The following is a 19,512-nucleotide window of genomic DNA, read 5'->3' on the forward strand; positions in this document are numbered from 1 at the left end:
CGTGATTGCCGCCGTCAGCGACGTCTTGCCATGGTCAACGTGACCGATCGTGCCAATGTTGACGTGCGGCTTCGTCCGCTCAAACTTGCTCTTTGCCATTAGTGGCTCTCCATTCTTGTCCCTTGACGGGAATAATCTTCAAAATTCGGTGGGGCGTACCCCGATCACTTCTGACCGGAGTACTTAGCCTGGATTTCCTGCGCCACGTTCGACGGAACCGGCGAATAGTGGTCGAACGTCATCGAGTACTGCGCGCGACCCTGCGACATGGAGCGCAGGTTGTCGACGTACTTGAACATGTTCGCGAGCGGAACATGCGCGTTGATGACGACGGCGATACCACGGCTTTCCTGGCCCTGGATCTGACCACGACGGGAGTTCAGGTCGCCGATAACGTCGCCGACATAGTCTTCCGGCGTTACGACTTCGACCTTCATCATCGGCTCGAGAAGCTGTGCGCCAGCCTTCTTCGCTGCTTCACGGAAGCAGGCGCGCGATGCGATTTCGAAGGCGAGAACCGACGAGTCGACATCGTGGAATGCACCGTCAACCAGCGTCGCCTTGACGCCGAGCATCGGGAAGCCAGCCAGCGGACCGGAAGACAGAACGCTTTCGATACCCTTCTGAACGCCTGGGATGTATTCCTTCGGAACAGCACCGCCGACGATCTTCGACTCGAACTTGAAGTCTTCGCCTTCGGGGTTCGGTTCGAAGATGATCTTCACGCGGGCGAACTGGCCGGTACCACCGGACTGCTTCTTGTGCGTGTAGTCTTCTTCGTGCTGACGGGTGATCGTTTCGCGGTAGGCAACCTGCGGCGCACCGACGGTAGCTTCAACCTTGAACTCGCGACGCATACGGTCGACGATGATGTCGAGGTGAAGTTCGCCCATGCCGGCAATGATGGTCTGGCCGGATTCGTCGTCAGTCTTGACGCGGAAGGACGGATCTTCTGCAGCCAGACGGTTGAGCGCGAGGCCCATCTTTTCCTGGTCGCCCTTGGTCTTCGGCTCGATCGCGATCTGAATGACCGGCTCGGGGAATTCCATGCGCTCGAGGATAACCGGCTTCAGCGGATCGCAGAGCGTGTCACCCGTGGTGGTTTCCTTCAGACCGGCCAGAGCAACGATGTCGCCTGCATAGGCTTCTTCGATGTCTTCACGGCTGTTGGAGTGCATCTGCAGCATACGGCCGACGCGCTCGCGCTTGTCCTTGACCGTGTTCATGACCGACGTGCCCTTTTCGAGCTTGCCGGAGTAGATGCGTGCGAAGGTGAGCGAACCGACGAAGGGGTCGTTCATGATCTTGAAGGCCAGCATGGACAGCGGCTCGGAATCGTCAGCGTGACGCTCGATTTCGGCTTCCGTCTTGGCGTCGATGCCCTTGATCGCCGGAATATCCAGCGGCGAAGGCAGGTAGTCGACGACGGCGTCGAGCAGCGGCTGAACGCCCTTGTTCTTGAACGCGGTACCGCAGAACATCGGGTGGAACTTCACGTCGATGGTGCCGCGGCGAACCAGTTCACGAATCTTGTCGTTATCCGGATAGTTACCTTCGAGGTAGGCTTCCATCGCTTCTTCGTCGATCTCAACAACAGTTTCGATCAGCTTTTCGCGATATTCTTCAGCCTTGGCCTTCATGTCCTCGGGGATTTCGACGACGTCCCACTGAGCGCCGAGCGATTCGTCGCGCCATACGAGAGCATTCATTTCGACCAGGTCGATGACGCCCTTGAACTCGGTCTCAGCGCCGATCGGCAGCTGCATGACGACGGCGGTAGCGCCGAGACGGGTCTTGATCATTTCTACCGAGCGGTAGAAGTCAGCACCGGTCTTGTCCATCTTGTTGCAGAAGATCATGCGCGGAACATGATACTTCTCAGCCTGACGCCAGACGGTTTCCGTCTGCGGCTCAACACCGGCGTTGGCGTCGAGCAGAGCGATCGCGCCGTCGAGAACGCGCAGCGAACGCTCGACTTCGATGGTGAAGTCGACGTGGCCGGGGGTGTCGATGATGTTGAAGCGGCGGGTCTTGCCGTCACGGCCCTTCCAGAAGGTCGTGGTCGCAGCAGACGTGATGGTGATACCACGCTCCTGCTCCTGCTCCATCCAGTCCATCGTGGCTGCGCCATCGTGAACTTCGCCGATCTTGTGCGACTTACCGGTGTAATAAAGAATACGCTCGGTGGTCGTCGTCTTGCCGGCGTCGATATGCGCCATGATACCGAAATTGCGGTAGTCTTCGATTTTATATTCGCGAGCCATAATGGACTGCCTTTCGATATGCGACCGGTTAAGATTACCAGCGGTAATGCGAGAATGCGCGGTTGGCGTCGGCCATCTTGTGCGTGTCTTCGCGCTTCTTGACAGCGGAACCGCGGTTGTTCGCAGCGTCCATGAGTTCGCCGGAAAGGCGATCGACCATGGTCGTTTCGTTGCGCTTGCGGGCAGCCGTGATCAGCCAGCGGATAGCGAGGGCCTGACGGCGCTCGGGGCGAACGTCGACCGGGACCTGGTAGGTTGCACCACCAACGCGGCGCGAACGCACTTCAACGTGCGGAGCGACGTTGTCGAGGGCGGAGTGGAACACGCCGAGCGGCTCCTGCTTCGTCTTGCCCTGAACGACGTCGAATGCGCCGTAAACGATGCTTTCTGCGACCGACTTCTTGCCGTGAAGCATGATGGCGTTCATGAACTTGGTGACGACCAGATCGCCGAACTTCGGGTCCGGGTTGATCTCACGCTTTTCTGCACTGTGGCGACGGGACATATTCTTTGTCTCTCAATGTTATTGACGCTAAACCACGCGGAGAACCTCGCGCAGCGCCGGAATTTGTTTAGACCGAATTACTTCGGACGCTTCGCACCGTACTTGGAGCGGCGCTGCTTGCGGTTCTTGACGCCCTGGGTATCGAGAACACCGCGGATGATGTGGTAACGCACACCCGGCAAGTCCTTTACGCGGCCGCCGCGGATCATGACCACGGAGTGTTCCTGAAGGTTGTGACCTTCGCCCGGAATGTAGCCGATAACTTCAAAGCCGTTGGTGAGACGGATCTTGGCAACCTTACGCAGAGCCGAGTTCGGCTTCTTCGGGGTCGTCGTGTAAACGCGGGTGCAAACACCACGCTTCTGCGGGTTTTCCTGAAGAGCAGGAACCTTGTTGCGCTTTACCTGTGCCTGGCGAGGCTTGCGGATCAGCTGGTTTACGGTAGGCATATAACCATCCCTTGCAAAAACTACTTTAGCCACCCTCACGGGTGGCGGCTATGCCGTTGCCGGCGACGATGCACGCATATATCCTCATGCGCAAAACGTGGCCCGATCCGTTTTCACGGATGGACCACCAAGAGCAGAGGACACCGGATGAGGCGTCTTGCGTGCAACATTCGTGTCTTCTACGTGCAATGGAGACCCGTTTGAGATGATGTTCGGGAAAAAGCTTACCGAACGGCCAGCACCCACAGAGGCTCCGATGGCGGGCGTACTACTGTTTTAGCCAGCTTTCGTCAAGGGTGAATCCACATTTTGCGCCGCCACCCCTGGCCGCAAAGCCCACGCCCGGGGCATTTCCAACGCGCTTTAACATAAGTCTGCGCAGAAGGCAGCGATTTTAACCTCCGCGCTTTGGCTTTTCATAAAATCCGTCTATTGATTCCCTCAGGGCGGGCCGGATCGGTCTCGCCACCCGCGGGACCGATTCCATCGGCCCGCATGACAGCAACGATAGATCAAGGAACGCGTCATGAGCACCCTCCCCGACAACGACAACGGACGCGACGAGCCGATGGTCTTCATCGTCATCGGCAAGGCATATGAGACCGACAACTCCGAGGGTATCGACATTCACGTCATCCTCAGGGCGCCGGACGACGATACCGCCGTGCGCGAAACGCTGAACGCGCTTTCCGAGGAAGGCTTCATCGAAGCCGATCTCGACCAGATCGGCATGCTGACCGATATCCCGGATGAAGAGCCGCACGCCTCCGCCTATCAGGGAGCTCTCGAAGGCGAAGTCGCCATCATCCGCTTCGCCTGAGGTTCAAGCCATGGCGGTTAGACGTATCGTCGCCAATATAGCAACGCCAGAGCCCGCGCGGGCTCAGGCGTTCTACGGTGACATTCTCGGCATGCCCGTCGCCATGGATCATGGCTGGATCGTCACCCATACGAGCCCACTCGAAGCGCGGGCTCAGGTGAGTTTCGCACGCGAAGGTGGCTCCGGCACGGATGTGCCGGACCTCTCCATCGAGGTCGACGATTTCGACGAGGTCCACGCCCGAATCCTGACGGCCGAGTTGCCGATCGAATACGGCCCCGCAGTCGAGGCGTGGGGTGTACGGCGCCTGTTCGTGCGCGATCCCTTCGGCAAGCTCATCAATATATTAAGTCACTCATAGATTATATACTTTGGATACAATAGTATTAATTCTTTATACATTGAACATCTGGCCCGCATCAGCCTAGAATAGTTCCAACGCAAATTTTCGGTGGCGGGTTGGATACTATATCGTCGGCAGACATCATCGATAACATTTATGAAGCGGCGCTTTTTCCTGACCGCTGGATGCAGGTTCTGGTAGCTGTTTGCCGCCATCTGAATTTCTGGGGCGGCGCGATTACCTGGGGCAAGGGAGAAGACCAGGTCTGGCTTTACACGCCCAGCTTTCAGGAACTGATGAAGGACTTCGTGGCGGGCGGCTGGAACCATCGCAATGATCGCCTCAGCCGCATCGCGCGGGAAGGCCAATTCTCTTTCGCGCAGGATTTGGACGTCTTCAACCATGAGGAATGGGCCGAGTTGCCGATCGTTCGTGACTTTCTCGTGCCCCGCGGTCTGGGCTACGGCGCAGCAACGCAGGTCGCTCCACCCGGCCATCCGGAAATGACAGTGCTGTTTGAACGCAGGCTCGACGCAGGCGTCATCACGCCTGAGACCATGGCTGCACTCGGCGGACTGAGGCCGCATATCGCCCGCAGCCTCACCCTCGCAACACAGTTGCAGCGTCAGAAGGCTGATGCGATGACCTTTGGTCTCAACGCCATTGGCGCGCCGGCCGCCGTGCTGCAGACGAGCGGGCGCATCCTCTCGGCCAACGATCTGTTCCTGTCATTACAGAAATGCTTTTCCGCCCGCACGCGCGAGAGGATCTCCATTGCCGATGAGGGAGTGAACCGACTGCTCTACAAGGCACTCTCCGGGCAAGACGCCGGCTCCTTCCCTCTCCCCGCCAGCGCTGACGGCGCCTGCATTCTTCACCTCATACCGCTGCGCAAGAGCGCACTGGATTTTTCACCCAACGGCAACGCCATCGTGCTCGTATCGCAACCGACGGGTGCCATTGCCGATGCTAACACATTGCTGAAGGGTCTCTACGATCTCACCAATGGCGAAGCGCGGGTAGCGCTGGAAATCATGAAGGGGCTTTCGCTTCCAGCCGTGGCGAAGCAACTGAAAGTCTCCCACGAAACCGTTCGAAGCAACGCCAAGTCGATCTATGCAAAGACCGGCAGCACCGGCAAGACCGATCTCGTTCGCCGGCTTTCCGTTCTCACCCGCTATAACATCCCCGGGCAGGGCTAACCCATCGCGCCGGGATGAATATCCGAGTTCACTGACGAGGGATGACCAACCCCGAATTCCGCAAAACAAAAAACGCCCGGATTGCTCCGGGCGTCTTGCTCTGAATTTCGGAGGGGCTTCGCAAAGCCCCTGCCCTTCCCGCCTTATTCGGCGGCCGGAGCCTGGTCCGTCATGTCCTGCAGCATCTGGTTCGCAGAGCCTGCGCCCGTACCCTTGCGGCGTTCCTCGAGAATGAGGTCGTCGCGCGAGGTGGCGATGCGGCGGATCTGCGTCATGGTGCCGCCGGTACCGGCCGGGATGAGACGGCCGACGATGACGTTTTCCTTGAGTCCCTGCAGCGTGTCCGTCTTGCCGGCAATCGCAGCTTCCGTGAGAACCTTGGTGGTCTCCTGGAAGGATGCGGCCGAGATGAAGGACGGCGTCTGCAGCGAAGCCTTGGTGATGCCGAGCAGAACCGGCTCGCCATACGCAGGCTTCTTGCCCTCTTCGATCAGACGGTCGTTCATGTCTTCCATCTCGATACGGTCGACATTGTCGCCAACGATATACTGGCTGTCACCAGCATCGGTGATCTCAACCTTCTGCAGCATCTGGCGAACGATCACCTCGATGTGCTTGTCGTTGATCACAACGCCCTGCAGTCGGTAGACTTCCTGGATTTCGTTCACGAGGTAGGAAGCCAGAGCCTCCACACCCTTGATCGCCAGAATGTCGTGCGGTGCCGGGTTACCGTCGAGGATGTATTCACCCTTTTCGATATAGTCGCCTTCCTGAAGGTGGAAGGGCTTGCCCTTCGGGATCAGGTATTCGACTGGCTCGACGCCGTCTTCCGCAGGTTCGATCATCACGCGACGCTTGTTCTTGTAGTCGCGGCCGAGGCGGATCGTACCATCGATCTCTGCGATGATGGCGTGGTCCTTCGGACGACGGGCTTCGAACAGTTCGGCAACGCGCGGCAGACCACCGGTGATGTCCTTCGTCTTGGCGCTTTCCAGCGGCGAACGTGCAAGCACGTCGCCCTGGGAGACCTTCGCACCCGGCTCGACCGACAGGATGGCGTCAACCGAAAGCTGGAAGCGGGCTTCGCCACCACGGGCAAGCTTCGCAACAGCACCGGACGCGTCCTTGATGACGATCGCAGGCTTGAGATCCGAACCGCGCGGCGTCGAACGCCAGTCAATGACCTGACGCTTGGTGATGCCGGTGGATTCGTCGGTCGCTTCCAGAACGGAGAGGCCGTCAACGAGGTCTTCGAAGTGAACGGTACCTTCCACTTCCGTCATCATCGGACGGGTGTAGGGGTCCCACTCTGCAAGACGCTGGCCACGCTTTACCTTGTCGCCATCGTCCACGAAGATCTTCGAACCGTAAGCGACACGCTGCGTGGAACGTTCCGCGCCGCGCTCGTCAAGGATCGTAACGGACATGTTACGGCCCATGGCGATGAGAACGCCTTCGGAGTTCCGCAGGATGTTGCGGTTCTTGATCTGGATCGTGCCTTCATACGACGCTTCGAGGAACGACTGGTCGACCACGTTTGCCGTACCGCCAAGGTGGAAGGTACGCATGGTGAGCTGCGTGCCCGGTTCACCGATCGACTGCGCGGCGATGACGCCAACGGCTTCGCCCATGTTGACAGGCGTACCGCGTGCAAGGTCACGACCGTAGCAGACGCCGCAGACGCCGATCTGCACTTCGCAGGTAAGCGCAGAGCGGATGCGGACGGACTGGATGCCGGCCTTTTCGATGGTCGCAACGTCCGCTTCGTCGATCAGAGTCCCAGCCTTGACGATGTTTTCGCCGGTGACCGGGTTGTCGATATCGTCCAGAGCCGTACGACCGAGGATACGTGCGCCGAGCGAAGCAACGACCTGACCGGCATCGACGATGGCCGTCATGGTGAGGCCCTTGTCGGTGCCGCAATCCCTGGAGTTGACGATGCAATCCTGCGCGACATCGACGAGACGACGGGTCAGGTAACCGGAGTTCGCGGTCTTCAGGGCGGTGTCTGCGAGACCCTTACGGGCACCGTGGGTCGAGTTGAAGTACTCGTTAACGGTCAGGCCTTCCTTGAAGTTCGAGATAATCGGCGTCTCGATGATTTCACCCGACGGCTTCGCCATCAGGCCGCGCATGCCGCCCAGCTGACGCATCTGGTTCGGAGAACCACGAGCACCCGAGTGGGACATCATGTAGATGGAGTTCATCGGCTTCTGGCGGCCCGTTTCCGGATCGAACTCGACAGCCTTGATGCGTGCCATCATTTCTTCGGCGACCTTTTCGGTCGCCTTGCCCCAGGCGTCGACAACCTTGTTGTACTTTTCGCCCTGGGTGATGAGACCATCATTGTACTGCTGTTCGTATTCCTTCACGAGAGCTTCGGTGTCGCCAACGATCTTCACCTTGCTGTCCGGAATGACCATGTCGTCCTTGCCGAACGAAATGCCGGCGCGGCAGGCGTGGCTGAAGCCGAGCTGCATGATGCGGTCGCAGAAGATGACCGTGTCTTTCTGGCCGCAATGACGGTAGACCGTGTCGATCATCTTGGAGATGTTCTTCTTGGTCATTTCCTGGTTGCAGACGTCGAAAGGCACGTTGACGTTCTTCGGCAGAAGTTCGCCGATGAGCATACGGCCAGGGGTCGTCTCATGGATCTTCGAAACCGGCTTGCCATCGGCATCCACGGTCTTGAAGCGTCCACGAATCTTGGCATGCAACGTCACGACCTTGTTTTCAAGCGCGTGATGCAGCTCACCGATGTCGGAGAAGGCCATGCCTTCGCCCGGCTCGTTCTGGTTCATGATCGACAGGTAGTACAGGCCGAGAACCATGTCCTGCGAAGGAACGATGATCGGGTGGCCGTTTGCCGGATGCAGGATGTTGTTGGTCGACATCATCAGCACGCGCGCTTCCAGCTGGGCTTCCAGCGAAAGCGGAACGTGAACAGCCATCTGGTCACCGTCGAAGTCGGCGTTGAAGGCCGTGCAGACGAGCGGGTGCAGCTGGATGGCCTTGCCTTCGACCAGCATCGGTTCGAAAGCCTGGATGCCCAGACGGTGCAGCGTCGGTGCGCGGTTCAGCAGAACCGGATGTTCGCGGATCACCTCGTCGAGGATATCCCAGACCTCGGGCTTTTCCTTTTCAACCAGCTTCTTGGCCTGCTTGACGGTCGAGGAGTAACCCTTGGCGTCGAGGCGGGCGTAGATGAACGGCTTGAACAGTTCGAGCGCCATCTTCTTCGGCAGGCCGCACTGGTGCAGCTTCAGTTCCGGACCGGTCACGATGACCGAACGGCCGGAATAGTCGACGCGCTTGCCGAGAAGGTTCTGGCGGAAGCGGCCCTGCTTGCCCTTGAGCATGTCGGAGAGCGACTTCAGCGGACGCTTGTTGGCACCCGTGATGACGCGACCGCGACGGCCGTTATCGAACAACGCATCGACGGATTCCTGCAACATACGCTTTTCGTTGCGGATGATGATGCCAGGCGCACGAAGCTCGATCAGGCGCTTCAGACGGTTGTTACGGTTGATGACGCGGCGATAGAGATCGTTGAGGTCGGACGTCGCGAAACGGCCGCCATCCAGCGGAACCAGCGGACGCAGGTCCGGCGGGATCACGGGGACGACCTTCATGATCATCCATTCCGGGCGGTTGCCGGATTCCATGAAGTTCTCGACGATCTTCAGGCGCTTCATCAGCTTCTTCTGCTTGAGATCGGACGTGGTCTCAGCAAGTTCGGCACGCAGGTCGCCGGCGATCTTTTCCAGATTCATCGAAGCCAGCATCTCGTAGATGGCTTCAGCGCCGATCATGGCGGTGAACTGGTCTTCGCCGAACTCGTCGACGGCAATCATGTACTCTTCTTCAGACAGAAGCTGGTTCTGCTTGAGCGAGGTAAGACCGGGTTCGGTGACGATGTAGTTCTCGAAATAGAGAACGCGTTCGACATCCTTCAGCGTCATGTCGAGCAGGGTCGAGATACGCGAAGGAAGCGACTTCAGAAACCAGATGTGGGCAACCGGCGCTGCGAGCTCGATATGGCCCATGCGCTCACGGCGAACGCGCGACAGCGTCACTTCGACGCCGCACTTTTCGCAGATGATGCCCTTGTACTTCATGCGCTTGTACTTGCCGCACAGGCACTCATAGTCCTTGATCGGTCCGAAGATACGCGCACAGAAAAGACCGTCACGCTCAGGCTTGAACGTACGGTAGTTGATGGTTTCCGGCTTCTTGATCTCGCCGTAGGACCACGACAGGATTTTTTCCGGCGAAGCGATCGAAATCCGGATGGAATCGAAATGCTGCGCAGGCACCTGAGGATTGAAAAGATTCATGACCTCTTGGTTCATGCCTTGTCTCCTTGAGAGGCTAGCTGCTGCCCCTGTTTGCATCCGGACCGGCTTCTTCCCGGGTCGCCGTCCAGAGCTTTAAATACGGATTAACCGCATAATGCGGCGAAAGTGTCCCGAACCGGCCAATACCGTCCGGGAAACCGGCAGGCGCCCTTGCAGGCGCCCGCCTCTATCGTCTTATTCCGCCGCGTCGGGCAGCTGGTCTTCGGGCTGGTTCTCGATCTTCGAGTTTTCCAGTTCGACCGAAAGACCCAGCGACCGCATTTCCTTGACGAGAACGTTGAAGCTCTCCGGAATACCGGCCTCGAAGGTGTCGTCGCCACGGACGATCGCTTCGTAGACCTTGGTGCGGCCCGCCACGTCGTCCGACTTGACGGTGAGCATTTCCTGCAGCGTGTAAGCCGCGCCGTATGCTTCCAGAGCCCAGACTTCCATTTCCCCGAAGCGCTGACCGCCGAACTGCGCCTTGCCGCCCAGCGGCTGCTGGGTAACGAGCGAGTAAGGACCGATCGAACGAGCGTGGATCTTGTCGTCAACAAGGTGGTTCAGCTTGATCATGTACATGTAGCCGACGGTGACCTTACGGTCGAACGGCTCACCGGTACGACCGTCATAAAGAACGGACTGACCGGATTCATGCAGACCTGCCTTCTTCAGCATCGCGGCGACGTCAGGCTCGTGCGCACCGTCGAAGACCGGGGTCGCGATGGAAACACCGCGCTTGGCTTCTTCGGCAAGCTTGACAAGCGAGTCGTCATCGAAACTCTGAACCTCGTCATTGGCTTCAGACGCGTAGATTTCCGTCAGCTCGCTGCGAAGCTCGCTGATGTCCATCGTCTTGCGATACTCTTCGAGCATCTCGCCGATCTTCTTGCCCATGCCTGCGCATGCCCATGCGAGGTGGGTTTCGAGGATCTGGCCGACGTTCATGCGCGAAGGCACGCCGAGCGGGTTCAAGCAGATGTCGACATGCGTGCCGTCTTCGAGGAACGGCATGTCCTCGACCGGAACGATGCGCGAGACAACGCCCTTGTTGCCGTGACGGCCGGCCATCTTGTCGCCCGGCTGGATCTTGCGCTTAACGGCAACGAAGACCTTGACCATCTTCATGACGCCCGGAGGCATTTCATCGCCACGCTGGACCTTTTCGACCTTGTCCATGAAGCGCTGTTCAAGGCGCGACTTGGATTCGTCGTACTGGCCGCGAAGCGCTTCCAGCTCGGACTGAGCCTTCTCGTCTTCGACAGCGAACATCCACCACTGCGAGCGGGGATATTCGGAGACGACGGCGTTGGAGAGCTCGACGCCCTTCTTGAAGCCCTTCGGCCCGGCAATCGAAACCTGACCACGCAGCATGTCGATCAGACGGCCATAGACATTACGGTCGAGGATCGCCTGCTCGTCGTCGCGGTCCTTCGCCAGACGCTCGATCTCTTCGCGCTCGATAGCCATCGCGCGCTCGTCCTTCTCCACACCGTGACGGTTGAAGACGCGGACTTCCACGACCGTACCGAACGTGCCCGGAGGCATGCGCATGGAGGTGTCGCGAACGTCGGAAGCCTTTTCACCGAAGATGGCGCGCAGAAGCTTTTCTTCCGGCGTCATCGGGCTTTCGCCCTTCGGCGTGATCTTGCCGACGAGGATGTCGCCCGGCTGAACTTCCGCACCGATGTACACGATACCGGCTTCGTCGAGGTTCTTCAGCGCTTCTTCCGAAACGTTCGGAATGTCGCGCGTGATTTCTTCCGGACCAAGCTTCGTGTCGCGCGCCATCACTTCGAATTCTTCGATGTGGATGGAGGTGAACACGTCATCGGAAACGATACGCTCCGACATCAGAATCGAGTCTTCGTAGTTGTAGCCGTTCCAGGGCATGAACGCGACGAGCGCGTTGCGGCCGAGAGCCAGATCGCCGAGGTCGGTCGACGGACCGTCCGCGATGATATCGCCCTTGGAGATGATGTCGCCGACGGAAACCAGCGGACGCTGGTTGACGCAGGTGTTCTGGTTCGAACGCTGGAACTTCTGCAGACGATAGATGTCAACACCGGACTTGCCGGCATCGAGGTCTTCCGTGGCGCGGATAACGATACGGGTCGCATCCACCTGATCGACGACACCGCCGCGACGGGACGCAATGGCAGCGCCGGAGTCACGGGCGACGATCGGCTCCATGCCGGTACCGACGAACGGCGCCTCGGCGCGCAGAAGCGGAACGGCCTGACGCTGCATGTTCGAGCCCATGAGAGCGCGGTTGGCGTCGTCGTTTTCCAGGAACGGAATGAGCGCCGCTGCGACCGAAACGAGCTGCTTCGGCGAAACGTCCATCAGGTTGATGTTGTCACGCGGTGCGAGCATAACTTCGCCCGAGTGACGGCAGACGACGAACTCTTCCGAGAACGAACCGTCTTCATTGAGCGGCGCGTTGGCCTGCGCGACGTAATACTTGGCCTCTTCCATCGCGGAGAGGTAGATCACGTCATTGGTCACCTTACCTTCGACGATCTTGCGGTACGGGCTTTCGATGAAGCCGTACTTGTTGACGCGGGCGAAGGTTGCAAGCGAGTTGATCAGACCGATGTTCGGGCCTTCCGGCGTTTCGATCGGGCAAATACGGCCGTAATGGGTCGGGTGAACGTCGCGGACTTCGAAGCCAGCGCGCTCGCGGGTCAGACCACCCGGTCCAAGAGCCGAAAGACGGCGCTTGTGGGTGATTTCCGAAAGCGGGTTCACCTGGTCCATGAACTGCGAAAGCTGCGAGGAACCGAAGAATTCGCGAACAGCCGCGGCTGCCGGCTTCGCGTTGATCAGGTCCTGCGGCATCACGGTGTCGATTTCGATCGAGGACATACGTTCCTTGATCGCACGTTCCATGCGCAGAAGGCCCAGACGATACTGGTTTTCCATCAGTTCGCCGACAGAGCGAACACGGCGGTTGCCGAGGTTGTCGATGTCGTCGATTTCGCCCTTGCCGTCGCGCAGTTCGACCAGCATCTTGACAACCGCGAGGATGTCTTCCTTGCGCAGCGTGCGCACGGTGTCTTCCGCATCGAGGTCGAGGCGCATGTTCATCTTGACGCGGCCGACGGCCGACAGATCGTAACGCTCTGCATCGAAGAACAGCGAGTTGAACATCGCTTCCGCCGATTCCATGGTCGGCGGCTCACCCGGACGCATGACGCGGTAGATGTCGAACAGGGCTTCCTGACGGTTCTCGTTCTTGTCGGCAGACAGCGTGTTGCGGATATAGGCACCAACATTGACGTGGTCGATGTTGAGGACTGGAATCTCGTCGAAGCCCGACTGCAGGATGAGACCGAGGGTCTTCTCGTCGATTTCGTCGCCGGCTTCGAGATAGATTTCACCCGTCTCGTAGTTGACGATGTCTTCGGCCAGATAGTTGCCATAAAGGTCTTCGTCGGTCGCCTTCAGCGCCTTCAGGCCCTTCTCCGTCAGCTGGCGGATCAGGCGCGGGGTCAGCTTCTTGCCGCCTTCGACCACGACTTCGCCGGTATCGGCGTCGATCATGTCGGTGATGACCTTGGCGTTCTTCAGCGTCTCGGGCTGGAAGGGAATGCGCCAGCCGTCGCCGTCGCGCTCATAGGAAGCCTTGGTGTAGAAGGTCGACAGAATGTCTTCGCCGTCCATGCCAAGCGCCATCAGCAGCGAGGTCACGGGGATCTTGCGGCGGCGGTCGATACGCGCATAGACGATGTCCTTGGCGTCGAACTCGATGTCGAGCCAGGAACCGCGATACGGGATGACGCGGGCAGCAAAGAGCAGCTTGCCGGAAGAATGGCTCTTGCCCTTGTCGTGATCGAAGAACACGCCCGGCGAACGGTGCATCTGCGAAACGATGACGCGCTCGGTGCCGTTGACGATGAACGTACCGTTATTGGTCATGAGCGGCATATCGCCCATGTAGACGGACTGTTCCTTGATGTCCTTGATGGACTTCGCGCCCGTATCTTCATCGATATCGAACACGATGAGACGCAGAGTCACCTTGAGCGGCGCTGCATAGGTCAGATCGCGCTGACGGCATTCCTCGACGTCGAACTTCGGCGCTTCGAATTCGTAGGACACGAATTCAAGCATGGACGCGCCCGAGAAATCGGTGATCGGGAATACGGATTTGAATACGGCATTCAATCCCTCGTCGGGACGGCCACCCTTGGGCTCGTCAACCATGAGAAACTGGTCATACGAAGCCTTCTGAACCTCGATGAGGTTCGGCATTTCCGCTACTTCTGGAATTTTGCCGAAAAACTTGCGTACGCGCCTGCGACCGTTAAACGAAAGGGTCTGAGCCATCGTCGCTCCTTTAAAATTGCATCCGGGCCTGCAACGGACGGGAACCGATGGCCAGTCGATCCCGTCAAGCAATGGGTATCATCAATCTCGTTCCACATCCCGGATCGATCAGGCCGGATTGCCTAGATGAGCCGGTTCGGAACCATTCTCTTGAAGAACCCATTACCCAAAAGCCATTTTCACGCGGCTTTTGGGTAATGAGTTTTAAAAACGATGACGACGGAAAGGGACATAAAGCCCCTTCCCGCCAGCAATCGCAAGATTACTTAACGTCAACCTTGGCGCCTGCGTCCTCAAGCTTCTTCTTGAGATCAGCAGCTTCAGCCTTGGAAACAGCTTCCTTGACCGGCTTCGGAGCGCCTTCGACGAGGTCCTTGGCTTCCTTGAGGCCGAGGCCGGTGATGCCGCGAACTTCCTTGATGACGTTGATCTTGTTGGCGCCAGCGTCAACCAGGATAACGTCGAACTCGGTCTTTTCTTCTTCAACAGCAGCAGCAACGCCAGCACCGCCAGCAGCAGCAACAGCTACCGGAGCAGCAGCGGAAACGCCCCACTTTTCTTCAAGAAGCTTCGACAGTTCTGCAGCTTCCAGAACGGTCAGCGAGGAGAGGTCTTCTACGATCTTTGCGAGATCAGCCATTTTGATAGTTCCTTTTGTTCAGTTCGAACCAGTTTGAATATTTACAGCGAAAAACCGCCTTAAGCGGCTTCGTCCTTCTTGGCGTAAGCCGAGAACACGCGGGCAAGCTGGCTTGCCGGTGCTGCAACAACCGTTGCGACGCGAGTTGCCGGGGCATTGAGAAGGCCCAGCAGCTTTGCACGCAGCTCGTCGAGCGAAGGCAGGGTCGCAAGCGACTTGACTGCTTCGGCGTTGAGCGTGGTTGCGCCCATGGCGCCGCCCAAAACAACGACCTTGTCGTTGGTCTTGGCGAAATCCATGACGACTTTCGGAGCGATCATCGGGTCAGTGCTGTATGCAATCAGCGTCTGTCCCTTGAAGAGATTGGTCATCCCTTCCGACTCCGTACCCTGAAGAGCGATCTTGGCCAGGCGGTTCTTCGCGACCTTGACGGTGCCTCCGGCAGCGCGCATCTTCGAACGGAAGTCGTTCATCTGCGCAACGGTGACACCAGCATAGTGGGCCACGACAACCGAACCGGAAGCCTTGAAGACTTCGTTCAGCTCCGTGACGAATTCGCGTTTTTCCGCTCTTTCCACTGTCTGTCTCCAGTAGACGGGACCACATGATTGTGAACCCGTCGGGTTTGCCTTTGCCCCAAGGGACCTTTTTACAAAGATCCCGAGCGACGCTCGAGGATCCTGTCCCCCGCTCTGTCGCCGCAAACGGCTTCAGGCACAGGCACACCAGGTTCGAACCGGACAGTCAGGCATCGAAAGATGCCTCAAATCCAGCCTCACCCGTCTCATGCAGGCTAAATGATTAAGGCCAAATCCCGAAAGACAAGGCCACCCGCAATCTCGGACAGGAGTTCCGGGTTTCCCCGGAAATCTCCGGCTCCCTGGGAGCCGGAAATTCTTTTATTCACACTCCCCTGGGGAGCGCGAGAATTTATTAAGCGGTGACCGACGAAGGATCGATCTTGACGCCCGGACCCATTGTCGAGGAGATCGCCACGCGCTTGACGTAGTTACCCTTGGCGCCAGCCGGCTTTGCCTTGATGACGGCATCGGCAAAAGCCTTGATGTTTTCTTCAAGAGCCTTGGCATCGAACGAAGCCTTGCCAACGCCAGCGTGTACGATACCGGCCTTTTCGACGCGGAATTCGACAGCGCCGCCCTTGGATGCCTTGACGGCACCGGCAACGTCCATGGTCACGGTTCCGACCTTCGGGTTCGGCATCATGCCACGCGGGCCGAGTACCTTGCCGAGACGGCCGACGAGCGGCATCATGTCCGGGGTCGCGATGCAACGATCGAAGTCGATCTTGCCGCCCTGAACGATTTCAACCAGCTCTTCTGCACCAACAACGTCAGCACCAGCAGCCGTAGCTTCATCGGCCTTGGCGCCACGTGCGAAGACGGCGACGCGAACGTCACGGCCGGTGCCGTTCGGCAGGTTGACAACGCCACGAACCATCTGGTCCGCATGGCGCGGGTCAACGCCGAGGTTCATCGAAACTTCAACGGTTTCGTCGAACTTGGCGACTGCACGTTCCTTGACCATCGAAATGGCGTCGGTGAGAACGTAGAGCTTGTTGGAATCCACGCCTTCGCGGATCTTCTGAATGCGCTTTGCTACCTTGGCCATGATCAACCTACCACTTCCAGGCCCATGGCGCGGGCAGAGCCCTCAACCATCGCCATTGCGCCTTCGATGTCGGCTGCGTTCAGATCCTTCATCTTGGCTTCAGCGATCGTCTTGACCTGAGCCTTGGTGATGGAGCCGACCTTGGCGCCCTTGCCGGGCGTCTTGGAACCGGAGGTGATCTTAGCTTCCTTCTTCAGCCAATACGTCATCGGCGGCTGCTTCATGACGAAGGTGAAGGACTTGTCCTGGTAATAGGTGATGACGACCGGAATCGGCATACCCTTTTCCATTTCCTGCGTGGCGGCATTGAACGCCTTGCAGAATTCCATGATGTTAATGCCACGCTGACCAAGTGCCGGACCGATCGGCGGGGACGGATTGGCCGCCCCGGCCTTTACCTGCAACTTGAGCTGGCCTGCAACTTTCTTAGCCATATCTCTCTGCCTTTCAATTCAAACCGGTTACCCGGCTTCTCTCAAGCCGGATTGCTCCGGCGGCTGCGGTTGCGTGGTGCGGCGCCCTGCCCCGGCTTAAAGAGCCAGTTAGCCTTCCACGCGCTTGGGGCTTCACCCCGCCAATCAGACCTTTTCGACCTGATTGTATTCCAGCTCGACCGGTGTCGCGCGGCCGAAAATCGAAACTTCCACCTTCAGGCGCGAACGCTCTTCGTCGACATCCTGCACCACGCCGTTGAACGACGCGAAAGGACCGTCGGAAACGCGAACCTGCTCGCCGATCTCGAACGAAACCGAAGACTTCGGACGCTCGACACCTTCCTGAACCTGACCGAGGATACGCTCGGCTTCATAATCGGGAATCGGAACAGGCTTACTGTCCGAACCGAGGAAACCGGTAACCTTCGGCGTGTTCTTGATGAGGTGATAGGCCTCATCCGTCAGGTTGGCGCGCACAAGCACGTAACCTGGAAAAAACTTGCGCTCGCTATCGACTTTGCGGCCGCGACGCACCTCGACCACCTTTTCGGTCGGCACGAGGATTTTCTCGAAAAGATGATCCAGACCCTTCTGACGGGCTTTTTCCTCGATCGACTCCGCGACCTTCTTTTCAAAATTCGAATATGCGTGAACGATATACCAGCGCGCTGCCATTTTTATTCTCCGTTCGATCCTTCTACCGGGCCCTTGAGCGTGCCGTTACCGGCCCACACTCAGCACCAGGCTGAGCAGCCAGCCGATGAGCTGGTCCGCAGCAAAGAAGAACAGAGCCGCAAAAATGACCATCACCAGCACCATAGCCGTCGAAATCATGGTCTCGCGGCGCGACGGCCAAGTGATCTTTAACGCTTCGGCGCGAACCTGCTGCAGAAACGTAAACGGATTGGTTTTGGATGCCATTGACTGCCCACGCAATTACGGCGCGTAAAGCCGATACTGATCAGCCCCACGCACCGCGTGTCTGTTTTGACCCTACATAAACACCGATTCCACTTTTAACAAGAGGAAATCGACATTCGGCGAAATTCGCCGGTAAACCGGCCCCATCTGCCATGCAGCGAAAACCGCGCTTGCGAATGGAAAGTGGCAGGGGCAGAGGGGCTCGAACCCCCGACCTGCGGTTTTGGAGACCGCCGCTCTACCAACTGAGCTATACCCCTTCATCACCTGAACCGGCCGCGAAATCGCTTGGCCAATTCGGTATGCGCTCCTTTAAGGTGCAGGGGAAAGAATGGCAAGTGTGTTTTTTGTTTTTTCCACTCCGCCCCCGAAAATCGTGCACCCGTCAGGGTTTGACGTATTTCCGCCAGTCATGTTCTTCCCTGAAACCCAGAACTTCGCGAATCTTGCGGTTGGAGATCAATCCCTCATGGTCCCCGATATCGCGACGAAATTGCACGCCAGGGAAATATGTCCGCGCAAGCTCTCGCGTGGGAACCGTCGCCGTCGCACTATCATTGACGGCGTTGAAGACCTGATAGCCCAGACCGTCCTTCTCGACGCACAAATGACAGATCTGACCGAGATCACGCGCGTCGATGTAACCCCAGGCATTGCGTTTACGCGTCTCAGGACGGGCAAAGAAGTCGGGAAATTTCTCATATTCATGAGGTTCGATGACATTACCGATTCGCAGCGCGTAAATGTCGTATCCGCTTCGCTCTGCAAAGGCCCGCGCGGTCTTTTCATTCACCACTTTCGACAGTCCGTATGAATCCATCGGATCGACGTCGTAGTCCTCCTCAAGCGGGAAATGATGGAAATCCTTATCGCCTTCGGCAAAGCAGACGCCATAGGTGGTCTCGCTCGATGCGACGACGATCTTGCGAATACCAAGCTTCACCGCGGCTTCGATAACATTGTAGGTTCCCATCGTATTGATGCGGAACGTCTCGTTATCAGGCTTTATCAAAATGCGGGGAACGGCGGCAAAATGGATCACCGCGTCATAGGGCAGAACGCCCTTCCCGCCTTCAAGCTCGGCAAAGTTGCTATGCATCGACAAGGCATTAAAGACCTGCCCGCTGTCGCTGATATCGACGATGAGATTGGTCACGCCCGGCCTGTCGAGAGGCACGAGATCGATGTTGTGAACGTCATACCCTTTGTCGATAAGCCAAGGAATTACATGCCTTCCCGCCTTGCCGGAACCGCCGGTAAATAGAATGCGCTTTTTCATGATACTCCTCATTATCTCCCCGGCAATGACGTAGCAGCCCGGAGAGAAGAACGAAAGCTATTCTCTCCTCTGAGCCGTGCGGCACAAAACAAAAAACCCCGCTGTCTCCAGCGGGGTTTTCTCAAATCCCTTGCGGGAAAAGATTACTCGACGATCGAAGCCACGATGCCGGCGCCGCGTGCAAATCGCGCTTGCGCGCCATTTGCACATCTTAATTGCCATCGGCAGGCTTACGGCATCGTTAGCGATCGTTATTCAACGATCGAGGCAACGATGCCGGCGCCGACGGTACGGCCGCCTTCGCGGATAGCGAAGCGCAGCTTTTCTTCCATCGCGATCGGAACGATCAGCTCGACG

Annotated in this window: 16 protein-coding genes, 1 tRNA gene and 1 pseudogene; 3 read left to right on the plus strand and 15 right to left on the minus strand. The window is 58.1% G+C overall.

Annotated elements, in window-relative coordinates:
- The 4 genes from PL597_RS24970 to rpsL form a co-directional block, all read right to left on the minus strand.
- On the minus strand, positions 1 to 99 hold a 99-nt coding region (locus PL597_RS24970), incomplete at its 3' end, for a GTP-binding protein (RefSeq protein ID WP_032451213.1).
- A 65-nt stretch (positions 100 to 164) separates the two neighbouring features.
- Positions 165 to 2,264, minus strand: a complete 2,100-nt coding sequence (gene fusA, locus PL597_RS24975; RefSeq protein WP_065113660.1) for an elongation factor G — start codon at positions 2,262 to 2,264, stop codon at positions 165 to 167.
- 34 nt (positions 2,265 to 2,298) lie between these two features.
- Complete coding sequence (rpsG, locus tag PL597_RS24980) at positions 2,299 to 2,769, minus strand: 30S ribosomal protein S7 (protein WP_003507761.1); 471 nt, start codon at positions 2,767 to 2,769, stop codon at positions 2,299 to 2,301.
- A 77-nt stretch (positions 2,770 to 2,846) separates the two neighbouring features.
- Positions 2,847 to 3,218 (minus strand): 30S ribosomal protein S12, encoded by a 372-nt coding sequence (rpsL, locus tag PL597_RS24985; protein WP_003507760.1) that lies wholly within the window; start codon positions 3,216 to 3,218, stop codon positions 2,847 to 2,849.
- Positions 3,219 to 3,744: 526 nt separating this feature from the next.
- On the opposite strand from rpsL, the gene PL597_RS24990 reads away from it, so the two are divergent.
- The 3 genes from PL597_RS24990 to PL597_RS25000 all read left to right on the plus strand — a co-directional run bounded on the left by PL597_RS24990 (position 3,745) and on the right by PL597_RS25000 (position 5,583).
- Positions 3,745 to 4,038: a transcriptional regulator gene (locus tag PL597_RS24990; RefSeq protein ID WP_065655890.1), complete on the plus strand. Its 294-nt coding sequence runs from the start codon at positions 3,745 to 3,747 to the stop codon at positions 4,036 to 4,038.
- Between the two features lie 10 nt (positions 4,039 to 4,048).
- Positions 4,049 to 4,399, plus strand: a complete 351-nt coding sequence (locus tag PL597_RS24995; RefSeq protein ID WP_269834229.1) for a VOC family protein — start codon at positions 4,049 to 4,051, stop codon at positions 4,397 to 4,399.
- A 98-nt stretch (positions 4,400 to 4,497) separates the two neighbouring features.
- Entirely contained in the window at positions 4,498 to 5,583 is a 1,086-nt protein-coding gene (locus tag PL597_RS25000; RefSeq protein ID WP_269834228.1) for a helix-turn-helix transcriptional regulator, read from the plus strand.
- 143 nt (positions 5,584 to 5,726) lie between these two features.
- Here PL597_RS25000 and rpoC read toward each other — a convergent pair whose 3' ends face one another.
- From rpoC to PL597_RS25055, 11 genes and pseudogenes are all read right to left on the minus strand, one after another.
- Complete coding sequence (rpoC, locus tag PL597_RS25005; protein ID WP_077981785.1) at positions 5,727 to 9,935, minus strand: DNA-directed RNA polymerase subunit beta'; 4,209 nt, start codon at positions 9,933 to 9,935, stop codon at positions 5,727 to 5,729.
- 180 nt (positions 9,936 to 10,115) lie between these two features.
- A complete protein-coding gene (gene rpoB, locus PL597_RS25010; RefSeq protein ID WP_080790399.1) occupies positions 10,116 to 14,252 on the minus strand; it encodes a DNA-directed RNA polymerase subunit beta in 4,137 nt (1,378 codons plus the stop codon).
- 262 nt (positions 14,253 to 14,514) lie between these two features.
- A complete protein-coding gene (gene rplL, locus PL597_RS25015) occupies positions 14,515 to 14,892 on the minus strand; it encodes a 50S ribosomal protein L7/L12 (protein WP_077981787.1) in 378 nt (125 codons plus the stop codon).
- 59 nt (positions 14,893 to 14,951) lie between these two features.
- Entirely contained in the window at positions 14,952 to 15,470 is a 519-nt protein-coding gene (rplJ, locus tag PL597_RS25020; RefSeq protein WP_004442637.1) for a 50S ribosomal protein L10, read from the minus strand.
- A gap of 355 nt (positions 15,471 to 15,825) precedes the next feature.
- Positions 15,826 to 16,521 carry a 50S ribosomal protein L1 gene (gene rplA / locus PL597_RS25025; RefSeq protein WP_077981788.1) on the minus strand — a complete coding sequence of 232 codons (696 nt, stop codon included), beginning with the start codon at positions 16,519 to 16,521 and terminating at the stop codon, positions 15,826 to 15,828.
- Between the two features lie 2 nt (positions 16,522 to 16,523).
- The gene (rplK, locus tag PL597_RS25030; RefSeq protein ID WP_003523723.1) at positions 16,524 to 16,955 is read right to left on the minus strand and encodes a 50S ribosomal protein L11; all 432 of its coding nucleotides are present in this window, start codon (positions 16,953 to 16,955) and stop codon (positions 16,524 to 16,526) included.
- Positions 16,956 to 17,099: 144 nt separating this feature from the next.
- Positions 17,100 to 17,630: a transcription termination/antitermination protein NusG gene (nusG, locus tag PL597_RS25035; RefSeq protein ID WP_003523721.1), complete on the minus strand. Its 531-nt coding sequence runs from the start codon at positions 17,628 to 17,630 to the stop codon at positions 17,100 to 17,102.
- Positions 17,631 to 17,675: 45 nt separating this feature from the next.
- On the minus strand, positions 17,676 to 17,876 hold the full coding sequence (secE, locus tag PL597_RS25040; RefSeq protein WP_271366567.1) for a preprotein translocase subunit SecE: 201 nt from the start codon (positions 17,874 to 17,876) through the stop codon (positions 17,676 to 17,678).
- A 184-nt stretch (positions 17,877 to 18,060) separates the two neighbouring features.
- A tRNA-Trp gene (locus PL597_RS25045) sits at positions 18,061 to 18,136 on the minus strand.
- A 125-nt stretch (positions 18,137 to 18,261) separates the two neighbouring features.
- Positions 18,262 to 19,155 carry an NAD-dependent epimerase/dehydratase family protein gene (locus tag PL597_RS25050; RefSeq protein ID WP_271366568.1) on the minus strand — a complete coding sequence of 298 codons (894 nt, stop codon included), beginning with the start codon at positions 19,153 to 19,155 and terminating at the stop codon, positions 18,262 to 18,264.
- Between the two features lie 251 nt (positions 19,156 to 19,406).
- A pseudogene (locus tag PL597_RS25055) lies at positions 19,407 to 19,512 on the minus strand (elongation factor Tu); the annotation flags it as partial.

This window comes from Agrobacterium sp. ST15.13.013 (genome assembly GCF_027956525.1).
Taxonomy (GTDB): Bacteria; Pseudomonadota; Alphaproteobacteria; order Rhizobiales; family Rhizobiaceae; genus Agrobacterium; species Agrobacterium salinitolerans.

What these genes read in the sequence shown, in the direction of transcription:
- PL597_RS24990 (WP_065655890.1), top strand. Translation starts at nt 3,745, where the DNA reads ATGAGCACCCTCCCCGACAACGACAACGGACGCGACGAGCCGATGGTC.
- nusG (WP_003523721.1), bottom strand. Translation starts at nt 17,630, where the DNA reads ATGGCAGCGCGCTGGTATATCGTTCACGCATATTCGAATTTTGAAAAG.
- rplK (WP_003523723.1), bottom strand. Translation starts at nt 16,955, where the DNA reads ATGGCTAAGAAAGTTGCAGGCCAGCTCAAGTTGCAGGTAAAGGCCGGG.
- secE (WP_271366567.1), bottom strand. Translation starts at nt 17,876, where the DNA reads ATGGCATCCAAAACCAATCCGTTTACGTTTCTGCAGCAGGTTCGCGCC.
- rpsL (WP_003507760.1), bottom strand. Translation starts at nt 3,218, where the DNA reads ATGCCTACCGTAAACCAGCTGATCCGCAAGCCTCGCCAGGCACAGGTA.
- rplL (WP_077981787.1), bottom strand. Translation starts at nt 14,892, where the DNA reads ATGGCTGATCTCGCAAAGATCGTAGAAGACCTCTCCTCGCTGACCGTT.
- fusA (WP_065113660.1), bottom strand. Translation starts at nt 2,264, where the DNA reads ATGGCTCGCGAATATAAAATCGAAGACTACCGCAATTTCGGTATCATG.
- rplA (WP_077981788.1), bottom strand. Translation starts at nt 16,521, where the DNA reads ATGGCCAAGGTAGCAAAGCGCATTCAGAAGATCCGCGAAGGCGTGGAT.
- PL597_RS25050 (WP_271366568.1), bottom strand. Translation starts at nt 19,155, where the DNA reads ATGAAAAAGCGCATTCTATTTACCGGCGGTTCCGGCAAGGCGGGAAGG.
- PL597_RS24995 (WP_269834229.1), top strand. Translation starts at nt 4,049, where the DNA reads ATGGCGGTTAGACGTATCGTCGCCAATATAGCAACGCCAGAGCCCGCG.
- rpoB (WP_080790399.1), bottom strand. Translation starts at nt 14,252, where the DNA reads ATGGCTCAGACCCTTTCGTTTAACGGTCGCAGGCGCGTACGCAAGTTT.
- rpsG (WP_003507761.1), bottom strand. Translation starts at nt 2,769, where the DNA reads ATGTCCCGTCGCCACAGTGCAGAAAAGCGTGAGATCAACCCGGACCCG.
- rpoC (WP_077981785.1), bottom strand. Translation starts at nt 9,935, where the DNA reads ATGAACCAAGAGGTCATGAATCTTTTCAATCCTCAGGTGCCTGCGCAG.